General features: G+C 61.3%; 17 protein-coding genes and 2 tRNA genes. 14 read left to right on the top strand and 5 right to left on the bottom strand.

Annotated features, from left to right (window positions below):
* Positions 1-58 precede the first annotated feature (58 nt).
* From RCAS_RS18325 to RCAS_RS18315, 3 genes are all read left to right on the top strand, one after another.
* The gene (locus RCAS_RS18325; protein ID WP_012122016.1) at positions 59-550 is read left to right on the top strand and encodes a peptidylprolyl isomerase; all 492 of its coding nucleotides are present in this window, start codon (positions 59-61) and stop codon (positions 548-550) included.
* A 6-nt stretch (positions 551-556) separates the two neighbouring features.
* Positions 557-1180 carry an acyltransferase gene (locus tag RCAS_RS18320; protein WP_012122015.1) on the top strand — a complete coding sequence of 208 codons (624 nt, stop codon included), beginning with the start codon at positions 557-559 and terminating at the stop codon, positions 1178-1180.
* Positions 1181-1453: 273 nt separating this feature from the next.
* Entirely contained in the window at positions 1454-2071 is a 618-nt protein-coding gene (locus tag RCAS_RS18315; protein WP_012122014.1) for a DUF1405 domain-containing protein, read from the top strand.
* Between the two features lie 267 nt (positions 2072-2338).
* On the opposite strand, the gene RCAS_RS18310 is transcribed toward RCAS_RS18315, so the two are convergent.
* The 3 genes from RCAS_RS18310 to RCAS_RS18300 all read right to left on the bottom strand — a co-directional run bounded on the left by RCAS_RS18310 (position 2339) and on the right by RCAS_RS18300 (position 4323).
* A tRNA-Ser gene (locus RCAS_RS18310) sits at positions 2339-2428 on the bottom strand.
* Between the two features lie 55 nt (positions 2429-2483).
* Positions 2484-2560, bottom strand: a tRNA-Arg gene (locus RCAS_RS18305).
* A gap of 416 nt (positions 2561-2976) precedes the next feature.
* Complete coding sequence (locus RCAS_RS18300) at positions 2977-4323, bottom strand: hypothetical protein (protein WP_012122013.1); 1347 nt, start codon at positions 4321-4323, stop codon at positions 2977-2979.
* A gap of 510 nt (positions 4324-4833) precedes the next feature.
* Between RCAS_RS18300 and ppk1 the strand changes: the two genes are divergently transcribed.
* The 8 genes from ppk1 (at position 4834) to RCAS_RS18265 (ending at position 16350) form a co-directional block, all read left to right on the top strand.
* A complete protein-coding gene (ppk1, locus tag RCAS_RS18295; protein WP_012122012.1) occupies positions 4834-6960 on the top strand; it encodes a polyphosphate kinase 1 in 2127 nt (708 codons plus the stop codon).
* 108 nt (positions 6961-7068) lie between these two features.
* On the top strand, positions 7069-7674 hold the full coding sequence (gene thpR / locus RCAS_RS18290; protein WP_012122011.1) for an RNA 2',3'-cyclic phosphodiesterase: 606 nt from the start codon (positions 7069-7071) through the stop codon (positions 7672-7674).
* Positions 7675-8787: 1113 nt separating this feature from the next.
* The gene (locus RCAS_RS18285; RefSeq protein ID WP_012122010.1) at positions 8788-10008 is read left to right on the top strand and encodes an AI-2E family transporter; all 1221 of its coding nucleotides are present in this window, start codon (positions 8788-8790) and stop codon (positions 10006-10008) included.
* An 80-nt stretch (positions 10009-10088) separates the two neighbouring features.
* A complete protein-coding gene (locus RCAS_RS18280; protein WP_012122009.1) occupies positions 10089-11252 on the top strand; it encodes a S1C family serine protease in 1164 nt (387 codons plus the stop codon).
* Between the two features lie 196 nt (positions 11253-11448).
* Positions 11449-13254 (top strand): cellulase family glycosylhydrolase, encoded by a 1806-nt coding sequence (locus RCAS_RS18275; RefSeq protein ID WP_012122008.1) that lies wholly within the window; start codon positions 11449-11451, stop codon positions 13252-13254.
* 19 nt (positions 13255-13273) lie between these two features.
* Entirely contained in the window at positions 13274-15064 is a 1791-nt protein-coding gene (locus tag RCAS_RS18270) for a cellulase family glycosylhydrolase (protein ID WP_012122007.1), read from the top strand.
* A 55-nt stretch (positions 15065-15119) separates the two neighbouring features.
* Positions 15120-15344 (top strand): hypothetical protein, encoded by a 225-nt coding sequence (locus RCAS_RS25320; RefSeq protein ID WP_157042693.1) that lies wholly within the window; start codon positions 15120-15122, stop codon positions 15342-15344.
* Positions 15345-15699: 355 nt separating this feature from the next.
* Complete coding sequence (locus RCAS_RS18265) at positions 15700-16350, top strand: Uma2 family endonuclease (protein WP_332249601.1); 651 nt, start codon at positions 15700-15702, stop codon at positions 16348-16350.
* Positions 16351-16378: 28 nt separating this feature from the next.
* On the opposite strand, the gene ygfZ is transcribed toward RCAS_RS18265, so the two are convergent.
* Complete coding sequence (gene ygfZ / locus RCAS_RS18260) at positions 16379-17347, bottom strand: CAF17-like 4Fe-4S cluster assembly/insertion protein YgfZ (protein WP_041332136.1); 969 nt, start codon at positions 17345-17347, stop codon at positions 16379-16381.
* Between the two features lie 218 nt (positions 17348-17565).
* On the opposite strand from ygfZ, the gene RCAS_RS18255 reads away from it, so the two are divergent.
* Positions 17566-18066: a methyltransferase family protein gene (locus RCAS_RS18255; RefSeq protein WP_232280060.1), complete on the top strand. Its 501-nt coding sequence runs from the start codon at positions 17566-17568 to the stop codon at positions 18064-18066.
* A 2-nt stretch (positions 18067-18068) separates the two neighbouring features.
* Here the strand turns inward: RCAS_RS18255 and mutS are convergent, their stop codons facing one another.
* A complete protein-coding gene (gene mutS / locus RCAS_RS18250; protein WP_012122004.1) occupies positions 18069-21335 on the bottom strand; it encodes a DNA mismatch repair protein MutS in 3267 nt (1088 codons plus the stop codon).
* 516 nt (positions 21336-21851) lie between these two features.
* Here mutS and uvrB point away from each other — a divergent pair.
* Positions 21852-23864 carry an excinuclease ABC subunit UvrB gene (gene uvrB / locus RCAS_RS18245; RefSeq protein WP_012122003.1) on the top strand — a complete coding sequence of 671 codons (2013 nt, stop codon included), beginning with the start codon at positions 21852-21854 and terminating at the stop codon, positions 23862-23864.
* A 131-nt stretch (positions 23865-23995) separates the two neighbouring features.
* The gene (locus RCAS_RS18240) at positions 23996-25702 is read left to right on the top strand and encodes an NAD-dependent malic enzyme (protein WP_012122002.1); all 1707 of its coding nucleotides are present in this window, start codon (positions 23996-23998) and stop codon (positions 25700-25702) included.
* Positions 25703-26055: the final 353 nt, after the last annotated feature.

Genomic DNA, 26055 nt, shown 5'->3' with positions numbered 1-26055 from the left:
TGTGAATGTCAGAGCGGCAGTTGTTGCGCCGTTCTGTCGAGTGAACAGGGAATGTGTGATGCCACCTAAGCAATGGTCTTCCCCCCCGCCGATGCAGATCGATCCGCAGCGCCAATACCGCGCGCGCATGGTGACCTCCAAAGGCGAGATCGTCATTGACCTTGCCGCCGCCTATGCGCCGAAAACGGTCAACAACTTCGTCTTCCTGGCAAACGAGGGGTTCTATAACGGCGTTGTCTTTCACCGTGTGATCAGCAACTTTGTCATTCAGGGCGGCGACCCGACCGGTACCGGGCGTGGCGGTCCCGGCTATAAGTTCGAGGATGAGGTGGACCCAAAAAAGAATCCGCTCAAACACGAGACTGGCGTGTTGTCGATGGCGAATGCCGGACCAAACACCAACGGCAGTCAGTTTTTTATCACCCATTCGCCGCAACCGCACCTTGATGGAAAGCACACCGTCTTCGGCAAGGTGATCAGCGGGATGGATGTGGTCAACGCCATTCGACAGGGCGACCAGATTCTGAGTGTAGCGATCGAAGTCTTGTAGCAGTGCATGGACGAAACGCTCAGGAATGTCGCTCACCGGTCGGCGCCGTCGCAGGTGCAACGTCTGGCGCCAGTTGCGGGAATAAACGCTCCTCCGCTTTCAACCGATGGTCCTGATGGCCTGGGAACGTCTGCAACACGGAAGTCACGGTTGCAGATCGCGCGCTCGCCGGGTCCGCATAATGCGCTCTGGTATTTTCCGCAGGTCACCGGCGGTTATCTGCGGGTTGCGCGCAATGCAGTCGTCATTCAGATTGCGCGTTACACGCCGTCGCTGGCGCTCAAAAACGTTCTGTATCGCCTGATCGGTGTGCGGGTTGGCAGGTATGCGTCGGTCGGATTGATGGTCATGTTCGATATTTTCTTTCCCCAGGATATTACGCTTGGCAACAACTGCATCATTGGCTACCATTCGACGGTGCTCTGCCACGAGTTCACCCGCCATGAATGGCGGCGGGGTCCGGTCTGGATCGGGCATGATGTTACGATTGGCGCCAATACGACGATTCTGCCCGGTGTGGTCATTGGCGATGGCGCGACGGTTTCGGCGATGAGCCTGGTCAACCGCGATATACCGCCGGGTGCGTTCGTCGGCGGTGTGCCGGTGCGAAGGTTGCGGTTGGACGGTTGAACGCTTGATTGTTGAATGTGGTGTGTGGCGCGTCGTACACGTGGCACCATGGTGCAGGTAAAGGTAAGCCACCGGCGCCCTTACGCGTGCGTCGCAGGCATTCGGTCTCTGGAGCGCAATCATGTACAGCGCACCGCTGGCGCTTCTGTGGGAACGTTATGGATTGCAGGTGAAGGAAGATTGATGGCAGGCTGGACGCCGGCAACGTTGCAGATAACAGGCTTTCTTCGCATCTTTGTGTTTTTGTGAGCATCAGGGAAGGGCATAACCATTATGATCCGTCTCTTACACTGGCTCTTCGATTTCATCCTGCGCACGCCAATCATCTTCTGGAGCTGCGTTATCGCCAACCTGATCGGCGCGGTCTGGGGCGCGGCGGTCTGGTACGGTCCGATGCTGGCGGCATCGCCGCTGTGGGCGTGGCTCTTCATTCCTGATTGCCCGCTGGCGGCGTTTCTGGGCACGATTGCGCTCTTCGGCATGCGCGCCGGGAGGCGCTGGTCCTTCTTCTATGCGTTGACGGCGTTCGCCTGTATTCACTACGGCATCTGGACGCTGGCGTTCTGGCTGCGGCAGTGGACCGGGGCAGGCGTCATTGATCCGTTCGAGGTGGTCCTGTTCGTCACGCATATCGGGTTGCTCTGCGAGGGGATCCTGTTTGCCACACGCCTGGGTGAGGTGACCGTTCTACAGCGTGTTGCGGTCGTTGGTTGGTTCGTGCTGGCGTTCGGCGTTGATTATGGGCTGGGGTATCACCCTCCGCTGGCGAGCCATGTCACCTTCGATTTCATTATGTGGCTGACGGTGGCGCTAACCGGTGGGTTGAGCATCGCACTGCTGGCATTGCCACGCCGCGCTGCTCAACCGGTGCGCCTGTCGACGGCGGCGTGAGGGTTTGAAGATTGGATGTCGCGGGTTCAGCAGTGCATGTTCCGCGTGCCGTGTGGCGCGTTGCGGTCAGGGGTACACGCTGCCGGTGAGTCTGCGGCGCTTGGGACCACCTCGATCAACCAGTGGTGCGGACATTCAGCGTGCTCACAGGCGCGGTCTATGGTGGATGGGAACGGTTCCAGATTTCAGGGGCAGGCGGAAGACTATTTCGACTTGTGAGGTCTGCACTGCCTCAAGTCCCGATTCTCAGTTCCTGGTTCTCAAAAGTGGCGGGGAGGGTGGGATTCGAACCCACGTGGGCTTTCAGACCCAACTCGTTTTCGAGACGAGCACGTTCAACCACTCCGTCACCTCCCCATCTCGAGGGCTATATGAAGGGCGGCTCGCCAGCCGGCAGCCGCCCCTGTTGTGCTGGCGACTCTGGGGCGATTCGAACGCCCGACCTCTTCCTCCGCAGGGAAGCGCTCTAATCCGCTGAGCTACAGAGTCAAATTGTTCCGCTGCTACTATACCACGAATCGCTTGCTTGCGCAACCGGGGATCGGAGAACAGGCGCACGCATGAAGCGGGACGCCTGCGCCCCCAGGGATGCCCGCGTTCCTGGTGGGCAGGCGGGACGCCTGCGCCCCAGGGATGCCCGCGTTCCTGGTGGGCAGGCGGGACGCCTGCGCCCCAGGGATGCCCGCGTTTTTGGTGGGCGGGCGGGACGCCTGCGCCTCCAGGGATGCCCGCGTTTTTGGTGGGCGGGCGGGACGCCTGCGCCTCCAGGGATGCCCGCGTTCAGGTCGCGGAAGCCCGTCTGGTGCAGCGTATAAGGTCGATGGTCCGACACGCTCTGCACTGTAGCCCATATAGAGCAGACCAAGGCATCGCCTTGGTCTGCCTGTCGGCGCCTGTCATTTCGATTATGGCGTTGTATTCCCGCCACCAAAGTCGTCAAAAAGCGCCCCTGACGTCTGATGGAACCAAACGCCGATCCGCCCGCCGCGATTAACGAAGAAGGGCGAGGTCGTCGCTGTTCCGATCTGCACACCGTTCCGATACACCTTCACCGATCCGTCCGCCAGCGCCTGCGCGCCGAGCACGTCGCCATGGTTGAACACGACCGGAACGTTCAGTCGCGTCGTCCATCCCGACTGTCCCGGCTCGACGGTCTCGACAATGACCTGCTGAGATGTGGCATCGTAGCTGACCAGGATCATGCCGCGCGTGTAATTGGTGACCGATTGCGCTTTCAGGATAAGGGTATGGTGCTTGCCGTTCGGATCGATCTGCGCCAGAGTGACGCACGCTGCCTGATCAGCGCCAAAGACGCGCGGTTGTGCATTCCAGAAGATCGTGCCGGCGGTGGTAAACGGTTGCGCCTGATTACCGGCAATGCGGTAGGTGTTGGTGGCCCCGGTCCAGTTCCTGCCCAGTCCTTTCGTAGTATTGGCGCGGTTGAAGTCGTCGAGCAGGATGTCGATGCACCTGAACGCCGGATCAGGCTCGAAGTTGGCGTGGACCTCATCATTGCTCCAGCGTGCCGTCACATTATCGACGAACCCGCGGAACGTCGCGCCCCATCCTGAGCCAACGCCAACATTGATACCGAACACGAGCGTATTGGCATCAATGTTGATCGGCGCCGGATCGCCCGGTTGACCGACCGGCGAACCGGTGATCCAGTCGTTGAGCGTCACATTGTAGTTCTGAACCACACCGCTGGGGATGGATTGACCAGACGGCACGAACAGCCAAAACTTGCCATTCAGGATGTCCTGGGTGATCCATTGATCGGTGGGGACCGGCGGTGTTGGCGTTGTTCCATTGTACGCCGGTTCCCAGATCAGGAGCGCGTATTTGCCAAAGGTTGGCGAAGTGGGAGTGACATCTACTACATACAACCGCAACACCGGCGCCAGATGGGCAAGGGTTGTGCTGCTGCTGTCGCGGTAATACTCGTAGCTCAGCGCCGTCAGCCCGGATAGTGTGCGTGCCGGAAAGTCGGTCGGAGTCCACGTTTTCTCATAGTCCGCCTTATCCTGCCCTGGCGTGATAGTATTGGTTGTGAATTCGAGCGAACCGGCGCCGGAACGGGGTTGCGCCGTGGTGATGGCGACGGTGGCATTGGTGCGCACATTGGCAGGCGCCCAACCGTCGGGAGTTGTTGGCGTGACCACCACTGCCGCTGCTGGCGTGACGAATCCCAATGCGATCCATCCTGCGATCAGGGTAAGCAGCGCCCTTACAAAAAGCGATCGTTGTCTCATTCGGTTCACCTCGCTGTATTGTTTTCCGCGTCGTCGTCGTGTATGCCGCTCCTGTATCGTGTCCGCTCGTCCAATGTCCGATGGTTGTTGCCGTCGTCTGATGCGGCATACCTCCTTTTGTGATCGTTGCTGCCGATGTAATCCGTGCTGTGGAAAGCGCGCACTATCTCCAGCATCGATGGCGACAAATAGCCATGAACGCACCCGCATACCGGGCACATTCAGAACAGTTTGGTCACAATCCGGCGATACTGCAATCATAAACGCTTGTATGCAAATGTGTCAATGAGATATAGAGGAGCATTTGTATACAATCTTTTCATCTGACGGTTGCACTTGTGCTACTCACGATGGTATACTGACCATACTGCTCTTGTGATGGATAGAGAATGCTGCGCACGCTCGCAGGCGTGTGATGCGTTGAATGGTGCAGGTTGAAAGCAGAAAAGTGTGCAGGCGGGCGCCGGTTGTGAGGGAGGAAGAACGCACTGATGCAACAAGGACGTTGCGATGGCAAGTGTTGAGTTTGAAACAATCGAGCATGATATGACGAATCTGGCCACTGCTTCGCCGTATTTCAACCGAGAACTCAGCTGGCTTGAATTTAACCGTCGGGTGCTGGAAGAGGCGATGGATGAGCGCCATCCATTGCTAGAGCGGGTGAAGTTTCTGTCGATCTTCAGCACGAATCTCGACGAGTTCTTCATGATCCGCGTGGCAGGCTTGAAACAACAGGTCGCTGCCGGTGTCGTCAGTCGTTCGCTGGATGGAATGACCCCAGCCGAGCAATTGGCTGCTATTCGCCGCGCGGTGATTCCACTTGTGGAACAGCACCGCGCATGCTGGCTCGACGATGTCAGACCCAAACTGTGTCAACAGGGCATCCACGTTCTTGATTATCACGAACTGACGCCGGAGCAGCGCGCGAAATGCGCCGAGTATTTCGAACGCGAAGTCTTTCCGGTGCTGACGCCGTTGGCGATCGATCCGGCGCATCCGTTCCCGCATATCTCGAACCTGAGCCTGAATCTGGCAGTCGTGATCAACGACCCGGAGGAAGGTGAACTCTTTGCGCGCGTCAAGGTGCCGGCCGTTCTGCCGCGTTTTGTGCCAATTGAGGGTGGTCACTGTGATACGCCGGATGATGTTCCGCCGGAGCGACGCCACTGCTTCACATGGCTCGAACAGGTCATCACTGCCAACGTCTCGTCGCTCTTCCCTGGCGAGGAGATCGTCGAGTGTTACCTGTTCCGCATTACGCGCAACGCCGACATGGAGATCGAGGAAGAGGAAGCCGACGATCTCCTGCGTGTGATCGAAGAAGGGGTGCGACAACGACGTTTTGGCGCCGTCGTGCGCTTACAGGTGCAGTACGATATGCCCGAACGGGTGCGCAATCTGCTGCTCAATCATCTGAAACTGACGCCCGATGATGTGTATGAGATGCGTGGACCGCTCGGACTGTCAGATCTCGTGCAGTTGATGAAGATCGACCGCCCCGATCTGAAGGACCCGCCGTTTTATCCCATCCTGCCGGCGCCCTTGCAGCATGCACGCAGTACTGAGGAATTGTTCGCAGCAATTCGCCAGCACGACATTCTGCTGCACCATCCCTTTCATTCGTTTCAGCCGTTGGTGGCGCTGATCCAGGCGGCTGCCGAAGACCCGAATGTGCTGGCGATCAAGCAGACACTGTACCGCGTCGGGTCGAATTCGCCGATTGTGAAGGCGCTTATGCATGCGCGCGAGCAGGATAAGCAGGTGACGGTGCTGGTCGAGTTGAAGGCGCGCTTCGATGAGGAAAACAATATTATCTGGGCAAAACAACTCGAACGGGCAGGAGTTCACGTGGTCTATGGTTTGGTGGGATTGAAGACGCACGCCAAACTGGCGCTGATCGTGCGCCGCGAACACGATGGATTGCGTCGCTACGTCCATCTTGGAACCGGCAACTACAACGCCACAACGGCGCGTATCTATACCGACCTTGGGCTGTTGACGGCGCGCACCGATATTGCTGCCGATGTTTCGGAGTTGTTCAATCATCTCACCGGCTTTTCACGCCAGCGGCGCTACCGCAAGCTGCTCGTCGCGCCGGTGAGTATGCGCGAGTGTCTGGCAGAGTTGATCGAGCGCGAGATTGCCCATGCGCAGGCAGGACGACCGGCGCATTTGATCTTCAAGTGTAATTCAATCGTCGATAAGAAAATGATCGATCTGCTCTATCGCGCTTCTCAGGCGGGTGTGACGATTGAGTTGATTGTGCGTGGCATCTGCTGCCTGCGTCCCGGTGTGCCCGGTTTGAGCGAGCGCATTACTGTGCGCAGCATCGTTGGGCGGTTCCTGGAGCATAGTCGTATCTACTACTTTGGGAATAACGGCAACCCGGACATCTACCTTGGCAGCGCCGATCTGATGGAACGTAACCTTGATCGCCGTGTCGAAACACTGTTTCCTGTTGAGTCGCCGGGGTTGAAGGAAGAGATCCGTCATCTGCTCGATGTGTATATGCGCGATACGTCGCGGGCGCGCCTTCTCATGCCCGATGGCTCATACGCGCGCGCGCGCCCGCGTGATGGGGAAGAGCCGTTCGACAGTCAGGCGTTCCTCAGTCGCGATAATATGACACCGAGGTAGGGAGGAGGCGAGGGGCGAGAGGGGGTGAGGCGAGAGGCGAGAGGCGAGAGGCGAGCGGGGCGAGAGGCGAGCGGGGCGAGAGGCGAGAGGCGTGAGTGGAAAGGTTAAATGAATACAGCGACCTGCCGTTTATTCATTGCGGTAGAACTGCCCAATGCTCTCCGCGAAGAGCTGACAGTGCTGCAACAGCGGCTCAAGCGCGATCAACCGCCGGTGCGCTGGGTGGAACCAAACGCGATGCACCTGACGCTCTGGTTTCTGGGGGATGTTTCAGGCGATCAGGTGGCGCATTTGAGAGTTGCACTGATGCTGGCGTTCGCCGGGCAACAGGCGGTGCGCGTACAACTTGGCGCTCCCGGCGCTTTTCCCAACCTGCAACGTCCGCAGGTCATCTGGATCGGACTGGCGGAAGGAGAGATGCACCTGCGTGTGTGGTACGATGCACTGGCGCGTCGACTGCCTTCTCTTGGGTTTCAACCTGACCCTCGACCGTTTCGACCGCATCTGACCCTGGGGCGGGTGCGCCGCGATGCGTCGGCGGAACAGCAGCAGCGCCTTGGCGCCGCGCTTCGCTCCCTCAAACTCCCTTCCGACCATGTGTGGGATCTTCAGCGTGTCGTGCTGTTTCGTAGCGACCTGCGCCCCGAAGGACCCCGCTACACGGCGCTGGCAGAGGTGGATGTGCAGGGGTCAGGGGTTAGGGGCGTTGCTTAACCATTCTCCAATCTGAACTACTTTCATCTCGCCTCTCACCTCGCGCCTCGCGCCTCGCGCCTCGCGCCTCACCACAAACGCGAGATAAATCTCGCGCTACGCCATTGCCGGGCCCCTCGCCTCTCTCGCCTCGCGCCTCGCGCCTCTCACCTCGCGCCTCGCGCCTCACCACAAACGCGAGATACATCTCGCGCGACGCCATTGCCGGGCCCCTCGCCTCTCTCGCCTCGCGCCTCACCCCTCTCGCCTCTCACCTCTCCACAAATGCGAGATAAATCTCGCGCGACGCCATGGTCGGGACCCGCTCCCCGCTCGCCTCTCCCCGCTCACCTCTCGCCCTTCGCCTCTTGCCTCTCGCCTCGCGCCTCACCACAAACGCGAGATACATCTCGCGCGACGCCATTGCCGGGCCCCTCGCCTCTCTCGCCTCGCGCCTCGCGCCTCGCGCCTCTCGCCTCGCGCCTCGCGCCTCTCACCTCGCGCCTCGCGCCTCGCGCCTCTCACCTCGCGCCTCGCGCCTCGCGCCTCTCACCTCGCGCCTCGCGCCTCACCACAAACGCGAGATAAATCTCGCGCTACGCCATGGTCGGGCCCCTCCCCCCTCGCGCCTCTCACCTCGTGCCTCGCGCCTCGCGCCTCGCGCCTCGCGCCTCGCGCCTCGCGCCTCACCACAAACGCGAGATAAATCTCGCGCTACGCCATTGCCGGGCCCCTCGCCTCTCTCGCCTCGCGCCTCGCGCCTCGCGCCTCGCGCCTCTCACCTCGTGCCTCGCGCCTCTCACCTCGCGCCTCGCGCCTCGCGCCTCTCACCTCGCGCCTCTCACCTCGCGCCTCGCGCCTCGCGCCTCTCACCTCGCGCCTCGCGCCTCGCGCCTCGCGCCTCTCACCTCGCGCCTCGCGCCTCGCGCCTCTCACCTCGCGCCTCGCGCCTCGCGTCTCTCACCTCGCGCCTCGCGCCTCTCGCCTCTCACCTCGCGCCTCGCGCCTCGCGCCTCACCCCTCTCGCCTCTCGCCTCTCGCCTCTCGCCTCTCGCCTCGCCCCTCGCCCCCCTCTCGCCTCTCGCCTCTCGCCTCACCCCTCTCATCGCTTGCCTCTGATGGTATAATGGCGTTATGTTATCTGGACGACTTGGAACCGTAGCACTGTGGCTGCTGATCGTCTGCGCAGCGGTTTTTCTGTTTGAACGCGCCGTGGTTGTGGTCAGTTTTTTCGCCACACCGCTCCTTCTCTTCGCCCTTGCCTGGCTGATCGCCGTTGTGCTACAACCGCTGGTGTCGCACTTGACGGCGCTCGATCTGCCGACGATTACCATTCGCGCGCACAGCGTCCCGGTTCCGCCGCGCCATCTGTCGCGCGTGCTCTCAGTGGCGCTGATCTACCTGGCGCTCTTCGCTATTCTCCTGGTCGTCATTCTGTCGTTCGTGCCGACAATTACGCAACAACTGACGACGTTGACCGGATCGGCGCCGACCACGGTCGAATCGGTTGTCCGGTGGATCGGTCGGCTGGAAGAAGGGCTGCAACGGTTCGGCTTTCGCGGCGACCTGACAGCCATCGTTCAACCCGAAGCCATTACCCGGCAACTTACCGGTATCGGCAGTGCGATGTTGCAGCAATCGCTTGGCATTGCCGGCAGCATCGCCACGGTGCTGTTCAATATTTTCCTGGTGCTGATCCTCAGTTTCTATATTACGCTCGACGGTCCGCGCATTGGCAAGAGTTTCATTATGCTCCTTCCCCGATCCTGGCACGATGAGATGGACGGTCTGTTTGCCGTTGTTGATCGCGTGTTTGGCGGCTTTATGCGCGCGCAGTTTGTCAACTCGCTGCTCTATGGCATCGCCAACGCGATTGTAATGGCGCTGTTCGGATTGAGCGACATTGCCCTTGCCAGCGTGATTGCCGCGATCCTGGTATTCATTCCGCTCGTAGGCGGATTTTTTGCGCTGATTCCTCCGGCGTTGTTCGCCATTCTGTTTGTGCCGGATCGGGTAGGGTGGCTGGTCCTGGTGTTGCTGGCGGTGCAGCAGGTGCAGTTCAATGTGATCATGCCGCGCCTCGTCGGGCAGGCCATCGGACTGCATCCGCTACTCGTCTTTGCCGCACTGCTCCTCGGCGGAACCGTTGCCGGCGGATGGGGAGTCCTCTTTGGCATCCCGGTCGCTGGTGTCATTGCGTCGATTGCCCAGTTCTTCTATGAGCGCGCCCGCCGCACCATGATCATCGTTCCTTCCACAGTCGATGAATCGTTGCCGTCAGCCTCTGCCACGGTTGCGGCGTCTTCCGTCGATCCTGCGCCGGGCAGCCCGCAATCGTCGCGCTTGACGCAGTAGCGGCTCTCCTCTACAATACCGCCGTCGAGAGTCAGCGTCGCTCCTCATATGCGACTCCGGGTCGAGTGCTGTGCCGCGTTATGGAGAACCGCACTGCCGAGAAGCGTTCCCCCTGTCTGACGTATGCCCTCATTGGCGCTTTGAGCCTGGTGAGCGGTATAGTCGGCGTGATGATCGGCGGTGCGCTGATCTGGTTCTTCATTGCGCGTCCGCTGGCGGACCAGGCGGCTCTGGCGCCATCTGCCACTCCTGCGCCGCCGACCCCTCCTCCACTTCAGCCGACTGTGGGCGCCGGTGATCCGGTGCGCCTGGCGCCAGCGCGCGTCGCGCGCGAGGTTGGTCCGTCGGTCGTGACGGTGGTATCACAGTTGCCGTCACAGGGTGGGTTTTTCGGCACGTTTCAGCCGCCGCCTGCCCGTGGTTCGGGTGTCATCATCGATGCGCGCGGGTATATCATCACGAACTATCACGTTGTCGAGGGCGCGCGTCAGTTGTATGTCATTCTCGCCGATGGTCGGCAGCAACCGGCGCAACTGGTCGGAAGCGATTACCCGTTCAGCGATCTGGCGCTGGTCAAGATCGATGGCGACGCCTACCCTGCGGCGCGTTTGGGAGACTCCGACGCCGTGCAACCGGGGGAATGGGTGATCGCTATTGGCAGCGCGCTGGGAGACTTGCGCAATTCAGTGACGATTGGCGTGGTCAGTGGGCTTGGTCGCTCGCTTCAGACGCGCGATGTTGTGCTGGATGACCTGATCCAGACCGATGCCTCGATTAATCGTGGGAACTCCGGCGGTCCGCTGGTCAACCTCGATGGTGAGGTCATCGGGATCAACACGGCCATTATTCGCGGCGGCACAGAGCAGGCGGAAGGGATCGGGTTTGCGATTCCGAGCAACACGGTGCGCTATGTTGCCGATCAATTGATTACGCGCGGCAGGGTGGCGCGTCCCTACCTGCCAATCGAGTTTGTTCCGATCACGCCGCGCCTGGCAGCATGGTACAACCTGCCGGTCGATTATGGGTTGTTTCTTCGAGGAGTCGGACGAGGATCGGGGTTGGAGCGAGCAGGGGTGCGACCGGGCGATATTCTGTTGTCGCTTGGCGGCCAGCGTATCGACGAAGAACATCCACTGTTGCGCATCCTGGCGCGGCATCAGGTCGGCGAAGAGGTTGAGATCGAGATCTGGCGCGAGAATACAGTCCAGGCGCTGCGTGTGACGCTCGAGGAATTGCCGCGATAGCGGCGTTCTGGCGCAGGTATCCGCGTGTCCAGGCGCTGCTTCATCATTGTCTCTGGCGCCAGCCAGCGGACTGATGAAGAGTCATGGTTTGGTAACATCCCCATCACTCGTGTATCAGGAACTCATCAGGCACTGAGGCTATACTTGTGCCTGGGCACTGGTTGAAATCGTGTTATGTGACAAGTGTGAGGAGTGTATGTTCCAGCTGTCGAAGACCGCCATGCTCCGCCTTCTGTCGCTGGCGACCCTGACCGCCATCGTTGTCGGCATGGTCGCCTGGCCCCGCCAGAGTAGCGCTGCGGCGCGCAGCCCCTCCGAGGTGCCCGATACCTATCCGCCCTATCTTGCCGAGTACTACCCGCAGACCGGTCATTCCGCCGTCAATTCGTTCGAGTTGTTCTGGCGCAACACGCCGAATGCGCTCTTCGTGCTCGGCTATCCGATTTCGCGCCCGTTCATTGAAGAGAGTTTCACCAACCCCGGCGAGTACTACCGCGTGCAATATTTCGAGCGCGCCATTCTCGAAGAGCACCCGCAAAATTACGGCACTCCCTACTACATCCTTGGGCGCCTGCTCGGAACGCAACTGGCGAAGGGGCGCGAGAACGAACCGCCGTTCCAACCGGTTCCCGACACGCGCGACGGCACGTGGGACAGTGTAACGCGCCATACGTTGCGCAACTCGCCGGCGCCGTTCCGCAATTTCTGGCTCAACAACGGCGGTCTGGCGGTCTTCGGTCGCCCGATCTCCGAGCAGTTTCAGGAGGTCAATCAGGCAGACGGCAGAACCTACTGGGTGCAATACTTCGAGCGGCAGCGCATGGAGTGGCATCCCGACGAACCTGATCCGCGATATCGCATTCTGCTTGGTCTGCTCGGCAATGAGTACCGCGACGCCAATCATCGTAATAATCCGGCGTTCACTCCCGCCCCCCGTGACGATGCGCGCTCGCTGCCGCGCCCATTCATCTACGGCTACAATGCGCACCTCTACCAGGATCGCGAACCCTGGCAGGACCGCAAGCGCGTTCTGCAACTGGTGAAGAACAGCGGCTTCGGTTGGGTGCGCCAGCAGGTGCGCTGGATGGACCTGCACGACCGCTCCGGTGCGATCTATTGGGAAGAACTCGATGACATCGTGCGCGACGCCAACGAAATGGGCGTGAAACTGTTCATCAGCGTCGTTGCCGCTCCTGGTTGGGCGACGGACAACGGACGCAACGGATTGCCCAACCGCGCGAATATCGATCAGTTCGCCTATTTCATGGGCGAGATGGCGAAACGTTACCGCGGCAGGGTCGGCGCCTATCAGATCTGGAACGAACAGAACCTGGCAGTCGAAAATGGTGGACGGGTCGCGTCGGCGGCGCTCTACATGGACGTGCTTGTTGCGGGGGCGCGGGCGATTAAGGCGAACGACCCCTACGCCATCGTGGTGTCGGGTCCGCCAGCCGCCACCGAGACCAACAACCCGAATATCGCCATCAGCGACCTGGCGTTCTTCCGGCAGATGTTCGCCGACCCGCGCTTCCGTCAGGTGGTTGATGCGATTGGCGTCCACGCCGGCGGCACATCGAATCCGCCCGACAGCATGTGGCCCGACCGTCCTGGTCCAGGACCGAATTTTGTGACCAGCCGCGAGTTCTATTTCCGCCGCGTCGAGGATTACCGTGCACTGGCGTTGCAGTTCGGGCTTGGCGACCGGCAGATGTGGATTACCGAATTCGGTTGGGCGACGCGCAACAACACGCCGGGGTATGAATTTGGCAATCAGATTTCGTTCGAGCAACAGGCGGAGTGGATCGTGCGCGCCTTTCAGATTGGGCGACGCGAGTATGCGCCATGGATGGGAGCGATGTTCCTGTGGAACCTGAACTTTGCGGTACCCTGGGCGCAGCGTGAAGGGAATCCGCTCCACGAACAGGCGTCGTTTGGCATCCTCAACGGCGACTGGAGTCCGCGCCCGGCGTATCTGGCGCTGCAACGGATGCCGAAGGATTAGTCCTGAGAAGGAGAACCTTATGCCTGCCCGTAAATATTGCTCATTGTTGCTCCTGATCGTGCTGGCAGGCGCGCTGCTGTTGCCATTGCGCACTCAGGCGGCGGCGCGCAGCCCGGAAGAAGTGCCGCCGACGCAACCGCCGTTTCGGGCGCGCCTCTTCCCGGAAACCGGGCACACGGCGGTGAATTCGTTCCTCTCCTTCTGGGAACGGACGCCGAATGCTCTGTTTGTGCTCGGCTATCCGATTTCGGCGCCATTCATCGAGGAAAGCTTTACGAATCCCGGTGAGTATTACCGTGTGCAGTATTTTGAACGCGCCATTCTCGAAGAGCACCCGGAAAACTACGGGACCCCCTACTATATCCTTGGGCGGTTGCTGGGCACGGAAATCGTGAAGGGCCGCGAGAGCGAAGCGCCGTTCCAGCCGGTTCCCGACCCGCGCGACGGCACGTGGGACGAGTTCACCCGCCATACCCTGCGCAATTCGCCGGCGCCATTCCGCAGTTTCTGGCTCAACAACGGCGGCCTGGCGGTCTTTGGACGTCCCCTTTCCGAACAGTTTCAGGAAGTGAACCAGGCGGACGGCAATGTCTACTGGGTGCAGTACTTCGAGCGGCAGCGCATGGAATGGCATCCCGACGAGCCTGATCCGCGCTACCGCATTCTGCTTGGTCTCCTCGGCAATGAATATCGTGATGCGCATCATCAAGGCGCCCCGGCATTCATCCCCGGCGCAACTGCGCCTGATCAACCGCAACCGCCGCCTGCGAGCGATTTTGCCTACGGGTATAACGTGATTCTGTACGGTCAGGGGTCAACCTCGTGGCAGGATCGACCGCGTGTGCTGCGTTTGGTGAAAGAGAGCGGCTTTGGTTGGGTGCGCCAGCAGGTGCGCTGGATGGATCTGCACGACCGTTCTGGCGCGATCTACTGGGGTGAACTCGATACTATCGTCGAAGATTGCCATCGGGAGGGGGTGAAGGTCTTGTTGAGCGTCGTCGCGGCGCCTTCATGGGCGACGCCCAACGGCAGGAATGGTCTGCCGTCGCGCGAGCATTTCGGCACCTTCGCTTCTTTCATGGGCGAAATGGCAAAACGTTACCGCGGTAAGGTTCAGGCGTACGAAATCTGGAACGAGCAGAACCTGGCGGTCGAGAATGGCGGGCGTGTGCCGAATGCGTCTTTCTACATGGACATGCTGGTGCAGGCGTCGCAGGCGATCAAGGCGAATGACCCGGCGGCGCTGATCGTTTCTGGCGCGCCGTCGAGCACCGAGACGAACGCACCGACTATCGCCGTCAGCGACCTGGTCTTTTTGCAGCAGATGTTCGCCGACTCGCGCTTCCGCGCGAATGTCGATATTGTTGGCGTCCATCCCGGCGGCGCCGCCAACCCGCCCGATACTTTCTGGCCCGACAATCCGGGACCGGGACCGGGATGGACGAATAGCCGCGAGTTCTACTTCCGCCGCGTTGAGGATGTGCGTGCTCTGATGGTGCGTTCCGGGTTGGGGGATATGCCGATGTGGGTGACGGAATTTGGATGGGCGACGCGCAACAATACGCCAGGGTATGGCTTTGGCAATCAGATCTCGTTTGAAAAACAGGCGCAGTATATTGTGCGCGCATACGAGATGGCGCGCACGAACTACTCTCCCTGGATGACCGGCATGTTCCTGTGGCAGCTCAACTTCGCCGTCCCATGGCGCGCTCAGGGCAATGAGTTGCACGAACAGGCAAGCTACGGCGTGATCAATGGCGACTGGAGTCCACGCCCGGCTTATCTGGCGCTCAAGGCGATGCCAAAGTAGATGACCGCTGGAGAGGTGGCGCGAATGGGACGCGGATTGCCATGGGGGAGTGTGAATGGGACACGGATCGCCACGGATGGGACGGATTGTCGCGGATGGGGGCGAATGGGACACGGATCGCCACGGGTGGAACGGATTGCCGCGGATGGGGGCGGATGATCCGTGGTCATCCGTTCGGATCGGTGAGTATCCGAGTGCTTCCTCCCGCTCGCTTGGATGGGTGCGGATGGAACGCGGATTGCCACGGATGGGACGGATTGGCGCGGATGAGTGTAGGTAATCCGGGTGCTTCCTCCCGCTCGCTTGGATGGGTGCGAATGGGACGCGGATTGTCGCGGATAGGACGGATTGGCGCGGATGAGTGTAGGTGATCCGGGTGCTTCCTCCCGCTTGCCTGGACGTGAAGTCATGACAACCACCACTCCCCAACCGACGCCTTCTACTGAGCCTCCAGCCGAGGACCCGTTCCGCTATGGGTGACGCATTGTGCGCCGTGACCTCGGCGACGGCTCCTTCGATGAGGAACTGGTTCCGTTGCGCCTCATCGACCTGTTGCACCCTGAAGAAGGTGACCAGGTACTGTGTAATTACGACCATCAGCGGCGCGTCCGCTATCTCACGAATGTCTTCCTCGCGTGCACGGCGGATCGCCCCCCGATGCTGTCGTCCTCAGCGATGTGCGTATCGCCTGGGAGGTGCCTGACCTGCGCCCGCACAGTCCCGACATTATGGTGATCTTCGGCGCGCAGACGATTCGCAATTGGAGCACCTTTGATGTGGGGCAGGAAGGGGTGCGTCCGATACTGATCGTCGAAGTGACCTCGCCGGAGACACGCCGGTTCGATCTGTACGAGAAAGTGGATCACTATGACCTGGCAGGAGTGCCGTACTACGTGATAGTCGACACTTTCGAGCGCCGAGGGCAGGTACAGGTGCGTATCGTCAGTTATGAGCGGGCAGGCGCAGCGTACCGTGCTATGATGCCGGATGAACGCGGGTGGCTCTGGCTGGAACCGCTGCGGGTCTGGATCGGGGGGCAGGAGAATGAGGTGTGCTGTTTCGACGAGCAGGGGCGGCGAATGGAAGATTACGCTGATCTCGTCGAAATCGTTATTGAGTCGGAGGAGCGTGTGGCGGAGACGCTGGCGGAAGCCAAAGCACAGGCGCGGGCGCGAATGGACGCCGAGGCGCGGGCAGAAGCCGAAGCCAGAGTGCGGGCAGAAGCCGAAGCGCGTGTGCGCGAACTCGAGGCTCAATTGCGCCGGTTGCGCGGCGAAGACGTGTAGATAGACCTCGACCTTACACCCTCGATCTTCACACTGCAAACGGCAGTTCGATCACCCTTCCCGTTGCTGTGAACCCGTCCACTCCAACGACCGTCCCCGGCTCGGCATACGCCGTGCGCACATATGCCAGTGCAATCGGTCCGAATCGTGGCGACACGACGGCGCTCGTCAGGTCGCCGGCATCCCTGCCATCGACCTGGAGTTTTGCCGGCGCCACGACGGGATGACTCAACCGAAGACCGCACAACCGCTTTGCCAGGCGCCCACGGCTCTCCATGCGCGCAATAATTTCCTGCCCGACGTAGCATCCCTTGGTGAAACTCACGGCGTCCAGCAGCCCGGTTTCCAGCGGAATGTACTCCTGGCTCAGTTCACGTCCGAATGCGCCATACCCCTGTTCGACTCGTAGCACATCGAGCGTTTCGGCGTCCAGTGCTGCTGCGCCGGCGGTGAGAAGTGCAGCATACACAGCATCGGCGCCATCGGACGGGACGTAGAGCGTGAAACTATCGCCGCCGATCGGTTTGCGACGCGCAAGCAGCAGGCTTACCCCCGCGAGGGTGGCGGGTGTGATACCATGCAATGGCAGATGGATCTCCGCGCCGATCAGTTCTGCGAGCGTGCGCGCCGCCTGCGGACCGTACACTGCCACCTGCGTATAGGTGCGTCCCGCAGGTTCCAGCGTCACCTGGTCGTTGAAGAAGATGTTGCGGCGCAGATGCCCGAACACCGGCGGTCCCTGGTCGGGGCTGGTAACGATGAGGAGCGTATCGTCGAGCGCATGCACGGTGAGCAGATCGATGATCCGTCCGATTGGTGTCGTAAGCGCGGTCAGCGTCCCCTCGCCTGGATTCAGGCGCTCGATGTCGTTGGTAGAGAGGCGGTGCAGCAACGCAGCGCGGTCGCGCCCGCGCATGAAGATGCGCCCGGCGGCGCGTTCATCCGCAATGGCGACGTGTTCGAGCGCGCCTGTATAGGAAGTTTCGTTTACGGGCATGATCATCTCCAGACATTCGGTGTTATACCAATGACCGGTGAACATCCGGCATGGTCACCCCGAGCAGCGCGAGGGGTCGTGCGCGACCCGTGCAGATTCCGCGCTGCGTTTACCCTGAGCGAAGCGAAGGGCTCGGAATGACCAGCATGCGGCATCGTCAATCGTCATTGGTGTTATGGCGTCGGCATATGCCTGTGGCCTTATGTGATGTGATGGTCATGATACAGAAAGCACGGTCGCTGATGCAAACATTCATCGAACGCGGCGGATGGTGGGTGAGCGCGCAGTTCGGGCTGCTCTTTGCGCTTGTGCTGGCGCCATCGGAATTGCCGTGGTTGCCGGCGTTGTCATTTTTGCGGGAACAGGGTGCGCTGATCGCTGGCTTCATCCTGGGAGGGTGTGGCGTGGCGCTGGCAGGCGCAGGACTGCTGCACCTCGGGGCAAACCTGACCCCTTTCCCCCGACCGCGTGATAATGGCGCACTCGTTCAGCATGGCGTCTACGCCATCGTGCGCCATCCCATTTACAGCGGCATCATCCTTGGCGCCTTCGGATGGTCGCTGGTGCGCGGCAGCAGCGTCGCGCTGGCGTTGAGCGCGGCGCTCCTGATCTTCTTCCACTTCAAATCGCGCCGCGAGGAGCGCTGGCTTGTCGAGCGCTACCCGGAGTACGCCGACTATCAGCAGCGCGTGAAGAAGATCATCCCGTTCATCTGGTGATGCTACCCACCGCCAATGCGCGCCAGTTTTTGCAGTTCATACAGTTTGTTCAGCGCCTCCAGCGGCGTCAACTGATTGATGTCGAGCCGCCGCAGCATCTCGATCACCGGTCCCGGCGTCAGATCGAAGAGCGACAGTTGACCATCCGGCGCGCGCGGTGGATCGCCGCGCGCCGCGCTGTGGCTGCGCGCCGTGGGGCGCCCTGCCGCTGGGCGTTCCTCTGTGCGCTCAGGCGCCGGTTGGGGCGTACTGCGCGGCGCGCGGCGCTCGAGTTCCGCCAGCAACTCGGTGGCGCGGCGAATAACCGGTTGTGGAATGCCCGCCAGTTCTGCCACATGAATGCCATATGACCGGTCGGCGCCGCCGGGTCGCAGTTCGTGCAGGAACACTACCCGCCCATCTTGCTCGGTCGCCGCCATGTGGTAGTTTTTCAGGCGCGGCAGGGTACGCTCCAGATCGGTCAGTTCGTGGTAGTGGGTCGCAAAGAGGGTGCGGCAGCCAAGACGCGGTTCGTTGTGAATGTACTCGATAACCGCCTGCGCAATCGCCATGCCGTCGTAGGTGCTGGTGCCGCGCCCGACTTCGTCCAGAATGATCAGGCTGCGGTGCGTGCTCTGCGCCAGCAGCGCCGCCGTTTCGGTCATTTCGACCATAAACGTGCTGCGCCCGGTGGCGATATCGTCCTGTGCGCCAATACGGGTAAAGATACGATCCACCACCCCGATCTCGGCGGCATCGGCAGGCACGAATGAGCCGATCTGCGCCATGAGTGCAATCAGCGCCACCTGACGCAAGACGGTGCTCTTGCCGCTCATGTTTGGACCGGTGATCAGGCAGATCTGGCGCGTCTCGGTATCCATCTCGATGTCGTTCGGAATGAAGGTTTCATCGAGAGTCTGCTCGACCACCGGATGACGTCCGCCGATGATGCGCAGGCGGGTATCGTCGTACAGTTCGGGGCGCACGTAGCGACCGCGCACCGCCGCTTCCGCCAGCGCCGCGAAGACATCGATCGTCGCAATCGTTCGCGCTGTGCGCAACAGGCGCACTCCTGCGCCCGCCAAAGTTTCGCAAATGCGGGCGAAGGCGCGACGTTCAAGGTCGATCAGGCGTTGTTGTGCCTGTTCGACGATCTCTTCGTAGCGTTTGAGTTCGTCGGTAAAGTAGCGCTCGCCGGTCGTCAGCGTCTGCTTGCGGATGTAGTGTTTCGGCACCTGATCGGCGTAGGTTTTGGGCACCTCGATATAATAGCCAAAGACACGGTTGTAATCGACGCGCAGTGATTTGATGCCGGTGCGCTCACGTTCTTTTGGTTCGAGTTCACTGATCCAGCGTTGCGCATCACGACTTGCCGCCACTACCCGATCGATCTCCGGCTCGAAGCCAGGGCGGATCACGCGGCGTGGCAGTTCGCCATTATCCCCCGCGCGGAGGTAGTTGGACGCGCCAAGCAATGCGGGTGGATCATCGTCGATGGCGGTTTCCAGAAACGCCAGGATGTCGGCGCACGCATCGAGTGTCGGACTCTCGCCATGCCCATGAAGCGACGGCATTTCAAAAGATGGTCTGGCGGATTCGCCGGATGCACGGACCGTTTCAGTCGTTGGCAGGGGAGCAGGTTGACCAGCGTTCTCCTGCTCCTCTTCCTCATCGAACAGATCGTCTCCGGTGAGGCGCGCCGATACCCGCCGGCGCGCTTCGCGCTGCGCGCGCAGGCTGATGGTCGTCGGTTCCTGCTCAGTGTGGTCATCGTCCGGCGGTGTGATGCCATCAAGCGGCGCAGCCGCCAATGCCGCAGACTCCTGGAGGGCGCTCATCCCGCTCAGATCGACATCCTCCTGCGGGGGCGTCCAGTCTTCCAGCGCAGCGACCAAGTCGGGCAGGGCGCGCAACGCATCGCGCAGCCGCGCCATGTCGCGCGGTGTGGCTACCCCGCTTCCCTGGATAATCCGGTTGACCACTCGCTCCATATCGCCGACGCGCCGTAGCGTTTCGCGCACCGACGCACGCAGGATGGCATCATTGACGAAGTGGTCCACCGCATCGTGACGCGCGCGCAACCGTGCCAGATCACAGAGCGGCTGTGAAATCCAGCGGCGCAGCAGGCGCGCCCCCATTGGCGTGCGCGTCTGGTCGAGCACGCCGATAAGCGAACCGCGTGTTGTGCCGCTGTTCCCTTCCAGCAATTCCAGGTTTCGCTGCGTCTGCGGATCGAGGACCATGGCATCGCCGGGGGTGTAAACGCGGATTGCGCGGAGGTTGGCGACCGTTCCCTGCTGCGTTTCGCGCGCATACTGCACAATCGCGCCAGCGGCACGGATCGCCAGCGGACGATCCGCCAGCCCGAAGCCGGCGAGCGAGTGGACGCCAAACTGGTGGAGCAGCGTATCGCGCGCATTACGCAAGTCCCAGCGTTGTTCGGACCAGGCAGTGACATGACCGTGCGCCCAGCGCGCATGGTTTTCGCGTTCGACGCGCCGGGCGATGCGTTCGCCGGGGAGAACCCGTTCCCGCTCCTCGCGGGTGAGGAACTCCAGGTCCTGTTCAAGGCGGGCGCTGGATGGCTCAAGACCGGGCAACCGGAGGTCGGCGCGGTCGGGAACCAGGATTTCTGCTGGATTGAGGCGCGCCAGTTCGCCCTGCGCCTGCTGTGCGGCGCGTTCGCCGCTGAACTCGATGGCGGCAAACTCACCGGTGCTCAAGTCGGCATATGCCAGCCCGATGCGCCCATGGTCGGCAATCAGCGCAGCCAGATAGTTGTTGCGTTCGGCGGGCAGCATCCCGCTTTCGATAATCGTGCCAGGGGTGATGATGCGCACGACCTTGCGTTCGACCATTTTGTGTCCGCCGATGAGCGCCGTCTGCTCGATGCCAGCGGCGAAGATCGAGCGTGGGCGCGTATCGGTGCGGCTTGAGGGGGTTTCGGTCATCTGTTCGGCGATGGCGACGCGGTAGCCAGCGCCGACGAGCCGCGCGACATATCCTTCGACGGCATGGTACGGGATGCCGGCCATCGGGCAGCGCTGTTTCTGGTCGCGCCCCTTCTGGCTGGCGAACTCTTTGTAGGTGAGCGTCACTTCGAGCAGATCGGCGACCAGTTTGGCGTCGTCGTCGAATGTTTCGTAGAAATCGCCCAGGCGATAGAGCAGGATGGCATCGGGGTGCGCCGCTTTGAGGCTGCGATACTGGCGATACCAGGCGTGCAGTTCGAGACCGGGGAACTCCTGTTGCAACTGTCGCTCGAAAGCACGGCGCTCGGCTGGGGTCATACACGGCTCCATATGCACGTCGTTTCTCGTACCGATGTTCTATTATAGCACCGGTTGGCGATCTGTCCAGTATATGCCCCCTCATCCCCATGCCCCCCGCTTCCGCCACCTCGGTAGCGCGGGCTTCAGCCCATGCGCGCCCCCTCATACCAATTACCTGTGACCATCCGGCATTGTCACCCCGAGCAGAGCGAGGGGTCTTGCGCGAACCCGCTCGGAATGACAAGAATGCGGCATCGTCAATCGTAATTGGTATCACTCCCCTTGCCTCCCTGTCACACCAGGGGAGCGGGGGCGGCGCTGCTTCCCTAACCCCCCGTGCCTCCCGCTCCCGCTACTGGGGTGGGGAGGGCGCCCACAAGGGGCGCCCCTACCGCCGCCCTGCCCTCCGCATGCGGGGGGGTGGTGTGGTGTGGTCTCTGCTGCCCGACGCCGAGGGCGCGGGCAGCGGCTTACGGAGGAGTCATAGGCTATAATATACGAGTCGCAGTGGTGTACAGAGGAGGGTTGAGAGGCATGTCATTCCGCATCGAAGCGCCCTTTCAACCGGCCGGCGATCAGCCGAAGGCGATCGCGCAACTGGTCGAGGGGATTCGCGCAGGATATAAACATCAGACATTGCTCGGCGCGACCGGCACCGGCAAGACGCTCACCATGGCGCATGTCTTCAGTCAGTTGGAGCGTCCGGCGCTGGTCATGGCGCACAACAAAACACTGGTCAGTCAGTTGTACGCCGAGTTTCGCGAACTGCTGCCCGACGCGGCGGTGGAAATGTTCATTTCGTACTACGACATGTACACCCCCGAAGCGTATGTGCCGAGCAAAGACCTGTACATTGAGAAGGAAGCCGAGATCAACGAAGAGATCGACCGCCTGCGCCACGCGGCGACGCAGGCTCTCTTCACCCGGCGCGATGTCCTGATTGTCGCGTCGGTGTCGGCGATCTACGGTCTCGGTTCGCCCCATGAGTATGGTCAGGTCGTCATTCCTATCCGCGTCGGCGAGGTGCGCAACCGCGATAAACTGCTGCGTCAGTTGCTCGACCTGCAATTCGAGCGCAACGATATGGACTTTCATCGCGGCACGTTCCGTGTGCGTGGCGATACCCTCGACATCTTCCCCGCCAATCAGGAGATTGCGCTTCGCGTCGAGTTCTGGGGCGATGATGTCGAGCGTATTACCGAGTTCGACCCACTGACCGGCGAGGTGCTGATCGAGCGCACGGCGGTGAATATCTATCCGGCGAAGCACTTCATTACAACCGCCGAAACGCTCAAACTGGCGATCACCGACATTCAGGCGGAACTGGCAGTGCGTCTTGCCGAACTCGAGCAGCAGGGGAAACTGCTCGAAGCAGCGCGCCTCAAGCAGCGCACCAACTACGACCTCGAAATGCTCTCCGAGGTCGGCTACTGTTCCGGTATCGAGAACTACTCGCGGCACCTCGACCGTCGCGCGCCCGGGCAGACGCCGTGGACGCTGCTGGACTATTTTCCCGATGATTTCATTCTCTTCATCGATGAGTCGCACATAACGCTGCCGCAGATTCGCGGCATGTACGCCGGCGACCGATCGCGCAAGGAGACGCTCGTCGACTACGGCTTCCGCCTCCCCTCCGCGCTCGACAACCGACCGCTGCGATTCGATGAGTTCGAGCGCCATATCCATCAGGTGATCTATGTCTCGGCGACGCCGGGACCCTATGAATATGAACATTCGCAGCAGATCGTCGAGCAGATCATTCGCCCGACCGGTCTGCTCGATCCGACGGTCGAGGTGCGCCCGACGCGCGGACAGATTGACGATCTGGTCGGCGAGATCAAGCGGCGGGTGCAGAAAGGGCAGCGCGCACTGGTCACGACGCTGACCAAGCGCATGGCGGAGGACCTGGCGGATTACCTGAAGGAAATGGGCATCCGCACCAGTTATCTGCACTCCGACATCGAGACGCTCGAACGGGTCGAAATTCTGCGCGACCTGCGGCTTGGCGTGTACGATGTGGTTGTTGGCATCAACCTGCTGCGCGAAGGTCTCGACCTGCCGGAAGTATCGCTGGTCGCTATTCTCGACGCCGACAAGGAAGGATACCTGCGCAGCGGATCGTCGCTCATTCAGATTATCGGGCGCGCCGCGCGGCACATCGAGGGCGCGGTGATTATGTACGCCGATACGATCACGCCATCGATGAAGTTCGCCATCGACGAAACCAACCGTCGTCGTGCCATCCAGGAAGCGTACAACCGCGAGCACAACATCACGCCGGTCGGCATCTCGAAAGCCGTGCGCGACCTGACCGACCGGGTGCGTAAAGTCGCCGAGGAGCGTGGTGTCTACCAGGCTGCCGTACCAGGGGAAGAATTGCCCATTCCGAAGGACGAGATCGTCAAACTGATCAAGGAACTGGAGAAGCAGATGAAGCAGGCGGCGAAGGAGTTGGCGTTCGAGAAGGCTGCTGCCCTGCGTGATCAGATCATCGAACTGCGGCGCACCCTGGCGCTTGATGAGGAGCAGGCGCCGGCGCACTCGTAGAGGAAACGCTACGCTGGCGCTTGCATTCCTTTACTGTCGCACACAGACTCCTGGCGTATGATTGCTCTCAGCAACGTCAGTGCGAAGCGACGGCGCAACGCGCGCCGTCGTTCTGTTTTCAGGAGGCTGTCATGATCCGCATTCGGTTTGCTGATGGAGGCGCAACGCTGGAGACCGACCGCATCCGCCATGAGGCGCTCAACACGCCGGTCATCAATAAAGGCAGCGCCTGGAGCGCCGAAGAGCGCGAAGAATTGGGATTGCTGGGGTTGTTGCCATACCACGTTTCGACCATCGAGGAACAACTGGCGCGTGTGTACCGCAATTATCAGCAGCGGAAAGACGACCTGGACCGCTACCTGTATCTGACCGATTTGCAGGATCGAAATGAGACGCTCTTCTACCGATTGCTGCTTGAGCATATCACCGAGATGATGCCGATCGTCTACACGCCGGAGGTTGGCGTCGCCTGTCAACGCTACAGTCACCTGTTCCACCGACCACGCGGGTTGTTCATCGACTATCCGCACCGCGATCAGATCGAGACGATGCTGCGCGGCTGGCCCCTGGCAGAGCACACGCGCGCCATTGTCGTCACCGATGGGGAACGCATTCTGGGGCTTGGCGATCAGGGCATCGGCGGCATAGGCATTCCCATTGGCAAACTGACGCTCTACACCCTTTGCGCCGGCATTCATCCGGCGACAACGCTACCGATTGTGCTCGATGTCGGCACGAATAACCCGGCGCTGCTCAATGACCCGCTCTACCTGGGGTGGCGTCACGAACGGGTGCGCGGCGAGGAGTACGACGAGTTCATCGAACAGTTCGTGACGGCGGTTGAGAAGGTGTTTCCGAATGTGTTGCTGCAATGGGAGGATTTTGCCAAGGACAACGCGCGCCGCCTTCTTGACCGTTACCGTGACCGGATTCTCAGTTTCAACGATGACATTCAGGGCACCGGCGCGGTGACGCTGGCGGGATGGCTGGCAGCGGTCGAGATTTCCGGCGTGCCGCTGGCGGAACAGCGGATCGTGATGTTGGGCGCAGGGTCGGCAGCGACCGGCATTGCCGATCAGATCGTCGCCGTCATGGTCGAGGCTGGCATACCGCTGGAACAGGCGCGCCGGACGATCTGGCTGATCGACAGCCGCGACCTGGTGCATACCCGGCGCACCGGTCTCGAAGAGGCGAAAATGGTCTATGCTCAACCGTATGAAGCCCTGGAAGGATGGGCGCGCGAAGGGGATGGACCGTTCACCTTGTATGAGGTTGTCGCTCATGTGCGTCCAACCTGTCTCATCGGCGCCTCAGCGCAGCCGGGCGTGTTCGACGAGCGCACGGTACGCGAAATGGCGCGGCATGTCGAGCGCCCGGTGATCTTCCCGCTTTCCAATCCCACCTCAAAGAGTGAAGCGGTTCCTGCCGATCTGATCGCCTGGACGGAAGGGCGGGCGCTGGTCGCCACCGGCAGTCCGTTCGAGCCGGTGGTGTATGGCGGGAGAACCTATGTCATCGGGCAGTGCAATAATGTCTTCATCTTCCCTGGCGTCGGGTTGGGGGTTCTGGCAGTGAACGCCCGGCGCGTCAGCGATGCCATGTTCGTGGCGGCGGCGCGCGCATTGAGCGCCTTCTCGCCAGCACGGCAGGACCCAACGGCATCGCTCTATCCGTCGCTTACCAGCGTGCGTGATGTTTCACGCGCTGTTGCGCAGGCTGTGGCGGCTGAGGCAGTGCGTTCCGGGTTGGCGGCGCCGCTCAGCGCCGATGAACAGGCGGCACGCATTGCGGCGACCATGTGGACGCCGGCGTACCCACGGGTGCGAAAGATGTCGTAATCTATCCGTCCTGCCGCCCGGCGGCTGATGGACGTTGAATACATACACCGCTATCTGCCTGCTTGCTCGTGCGCCTGGCGTCTCACAAACACGAAGCGATGCAACCGGTCTGCTGGCGCTGCGGGCTGAAGCCCTGGCTGAGATCGTGCAAGCCCCTGCGGGGCTTCCACATGCTGAGCGAAAGCTTTCGCCCGCAGCGCAGAGGATGCGTGGCACGGCAGCGCAGGTTTACCGGATTCATTGCTCAATCCTCATACGTCGCGGGCTATGGAAAGCGGATCCCGCGACGCGACTCAAAGACGACAATTGTATCATCAGCGGGCAGCAACGGTACGGTGCGTGCGCATGTGGTA

Source organism: Roseiflexus castenholzii DSM 13941 (genome assembly GCF_000017805.1).
Lineage (GTDB): Bacteria > Chloroflexota > Chloroflexia > Chloroflexales > Roseiflexaceae > Roseiflexus > Roseiflexus castenholzii.
This window is presented reverse-complemented; position numbering and strand designations above follow the sequence as displayed.

Bases quoted from the DNA above. Each gene is read 5' to 3' on its own strand.
- RCAS_RS18320 (WP_012122015.1), top strand. From the start codon at position 557: ATGGACGAAACGCTCAGGAATGTCGCTCACCGGTCGGCGCCGTCGCAG.
- RCAS_RS18325 (WP_012122016.1), top strand. From the start codon at position 59: ATGCCACCTAAGCAATGGTCTTCCCCCCCGCCGATGCAGATCGATCCG.
- RCAS_RS18280 (WP_012122009.1), top strand. From the start codon at position 10,089: ATGGAGAACCGCACTGCCGAGAAGCGTTCCCCCTGTCTGACGTATGCC.
- mutS (WP_012122004.1), bottom strand. From the start codon at position 21,335: ATGACCCCAGCCGAGCGCCGTGCTTTCGAGCGACAGTTGCAACAGGAG.
- ygfZ (WP_041332136.1), bottom strand. From the start codon at position 17,347: ATGCCCGTAAACGAAACTTCCTATACAGGCGCGCTCGAACACGTCGCC.
- RCAS_RS18300 (WP_012122013.1), bottom strand. From the start codon at position 4,323: ATGAGACAACGATCGCTTTTTGTAAGGGCGCTGCTTACCCTGATCGCA.
- uvrB (WP_012122003.1), top strand. From the start codon at position 21,852: ATGTCATTCCGCATCGAAGCGCCCTTTCAACCGGCCGGCGATCAGCCG.
- RCAS_RS18240 (WP_012122002.1), top strand. From the start codon at position 23,996: ATGATCCGCATTCGGTTTGCTGATGGAGGCGCAACGCTGGAGACCGAC.
- RCAS_RS18315 (WP_012122014.1), top strand. From the start codon at position 1,454: ATGATCCGTCTCTTACACTGGCTCTTCGATTTCATCCTGCGCACGCCA.
- RCAS_RS18255 (WP_232280060.1), top strand. From the start codon at position 17,566: ATGATACAGAAAGCACGGTCGCTGATGCAAACATTCATCGAACGCGGC.
- RCAS_RS18275 (WP_012122008.1), top strand. From the start codon at position 11,449: ATGTTCCAGCTGTCGAAGACCGCCATGCTCCGCCTTCTGTCGCTGGCG.
- RCAS_RS18270 (WP_012122007.1), top strand. From the start codon at position 13,274: ATGCCTGCCCGTAAATATTGCTCATTGTTGCTCCTGATCGTGCTGGCA.
- ppk1 (WP_012122012.1), top strand. From the start codon at position 4,834: ATGGCAAGTGTTGAGTTTGAAACAATCGAGCATGATATGACGAATCTG.
- RCAS_RS25320 (WP_157042693.1), top strand. From the start codon at position 15,120: ATGGGACACGGATCGCCACGGATGGGACGGATTGTCGCGGATGGGGGC.
- RCAS_RS18285 (WP_012122010.1), top strand. From the start codon at position 8,788: ATGTTATCTGGACGACTTGGAACCGTAGCACTGTGGCTGCTGATCGTC.
- thpR (WP_012122011.1), top strand. From the start codon at position 7,069: ATGAATACAGCGACCTGCCGTTTATTCATTGCGGTAGAACTGCCCAAT.